Annotated in this window: 3 protein-coding genes; all 3 read right to left on the bottom strand. The window is 28.6% G+C overall.

The genetic code is table 11. From position 1 onward, the window contains the following. On the bottom strand, nt 1-804 hold an 804-nt coding region (locus COL3_RS24475), incomplete at its 3' end, for a sulfite exporter TauE/SafE family protein (protein ID WP_099716746.1). 292 nt (nt 805-1,096) lie between these two features. Then, nucleotides 1,097-1,753, bottom strand: a complete 657-nt coding sequence (locus COL3_RS24470; protein WP_008425839.1) for a 4Fe-4S binding protein — start codon at nt 1,751-1,753, stop codon at nt 1,097-1,099. Between the two features lie 241 nt (nt 1,754-1,994). After that, nucleotides 1,995-2,351 (bottom strand): prolipoprotein diacylglyceryl transferase family protein (locus tag COL3_RS24465; RefSeq protein WP_180277983.1); only part of this gene is annotated, 357 nt, incomplete at its 5' end.

The following is a 2,351-nucleotide window of genomic DNA, read 5'->3' as shown; positions in this document are numbered from 1 at the left end:
AAATATTCTTACTCCTACAATAGCTAATGCAACTGCAAGACTTCTAATTATTGCTACGCCATGAATTCTTTTTGAAAGCTTCGCACCTAATTGAGCTCCAAACAATACTCCAATGGATAACGCTGCTGTTTGTATTACACTAGATTGGAGCACCCCGTCAACTATATGAACTATAGTTCCCGAAAATGACATTACTGCTAAAACAAAATGAGAGGTAGCAGTTGCAATATGAACTGGATAATTTAGTATATTAACTAGTACTGGAACATGTATAATTCCTCCCCCTATTCCTAAAAAGCTAGACATAAATCCTACAAAAACACTTACAACTACTCCTATAACCGGATTGTATGAAAATGTGTGCTCTGTTCCTTCAATATCTATTACTATTCTTGTAACATAGCCCTTCTTAGCAGCTATATTACTACTTATTCTTTCTTCCTTTGTTCTTACAATTAAGAAGATTGATATTATAACTAGTATTACACCAAATATTCCATTAAAAATCTGCCTTGGTACGTATAATGTTATTACTGATCCGAGTATTGATCCAGGAATCGTTGCAATTGCAAAAATTACTCCTGATTTATAATCAATACGTTTCATCCTAGAATAAGCAAAAGAACCAGATAATGCATTAAAAAATACAACTGCTAGAGAAATACTAGTTATTGTATCTGGACTCTTGTCCGGATATAGCAGTAATAAAATAGGCACCAATATAAATCCTCCACCTGCGCCAATTAATGTCCCAAATGCTCCAACTAAAAATCCTAAAGGAACTAACCATAAAAATTGTATCAATTAAAAAACCTTCTTTCATAACAATTATGCTCTGCAATCGCATTAGATTTTAAAAATTCTCAATTTTATAAATCATTAATTATTTAAATAAGATTCATTTATATTATACATTATCTTTTAACCATTTTGGAGATAAGTTCTATGCTTTTTCAAATTTTAGCTGCTAAATATGGATAAATTAATACTAAAAATACGTTCTATGAAAAAACACGCTAAAATTAGCGTGTTTTTTATGCTATTGAATATGCAATTTTTACGTTTACACCTAGAAAAAGAATCATTGTATTATTCTTTATTTTGTAGCAATTTTATTGTATCCTATCGCTTTTTTTGGGCACGCTGCAACACACTTTCCACATTGAATACAATCTGGATGACTTAATATATCACCTTTATAATCATATGGAACTAAACCTATTGGACATTTTTTTTCACAAATTTTACATGAAACACATGAAGATGATACATGCAGTACTTTTTCACTTTTTCTAAATTTTCCTGTAATTGATGCTAGAGTTCCCATAGGGCAAAAGTTACACCAGGTTCTATGATTGTATACAAAAGATAATGCTACACCTATTATAGTTGTTACTACAATCATTCTATAAAAGATCATTCCTATACCATAAAGGTTACCCCAATTTTTATATACACCTGAAATAAATACTGTCATCATTATAATTAATATTATTGCTCTAAAGTAATATGATTTAAAAAACTTAGGTGGTGTTCTTTTATTACTAAATTTCGAAACTACATTATCATAAAAATTCCCTCTTGGACATAAATTTCCACACCAAAATCTGCCCTTAAAAATTGATACAATTACAGGTGCTACCATACAAATAGCTGCGACTACAGCAAATCTTAACTCAAACATACCTAATACTATAAATGCGACTAATAGTGTAAATGAATATTTCTTCCAGACTTTTAAAATTTTTTCCATAAAAATACCTCCTGATTTACTATAAATATTTCAAATAAAATAATGCCATATGGATTTAATATTATTGAACAGTTCTTTTTTATTCTAATAAATATATTTATTCTTATCTGTAACTTTATCACGACCTAAGATTATAACTATATTTTTCAGGAATATGCTATCATTTGAAAATCAACCTATATATAAAAAGTAGCAGACCAATATGAAAATATTGATCTGCTACTTTTTATACTTAATATTATTACATTCTTCCTTTACTTGCTCTTCTATAGTAATTGAAAAATAAAAATATTATCCATACAACCACTCCACTTAAGCTAACTAATTGTGCCATTCTAATGCTTCCAAGCATTAAACTATCTGTTCTCATTCCTTCAATTACGAATCTTCCTATAGAATACAATCCAATGTATGTAAAAAATACTATTCCATTTTTCGTAGACTTTCTAAGTATAATCATTAGTATTATGAACACTATTATATTCCAAGTTGATTCATATAAAAAAGTCGGATTATAATAAATTCCATTTATATTCATGCCTTTTTGAATAAACATTGGAAAATGTTTAATAAATTCATAACTTACTGCATCTCCATG

It is taken from the genome of Clostridium sp. LS (assembly GCF_002760435.1).
Classification (GTDB): domain Bacteria; phylum Bacillota; class Clostridia; order Clostridiales; family Clostridiaceae; genus Clostridium.
The sequence above is the reverse complement of the archived record's forward strand: the minus strand, read 5'-3'. Positions and strand labels throughout refer to the sequence as shown.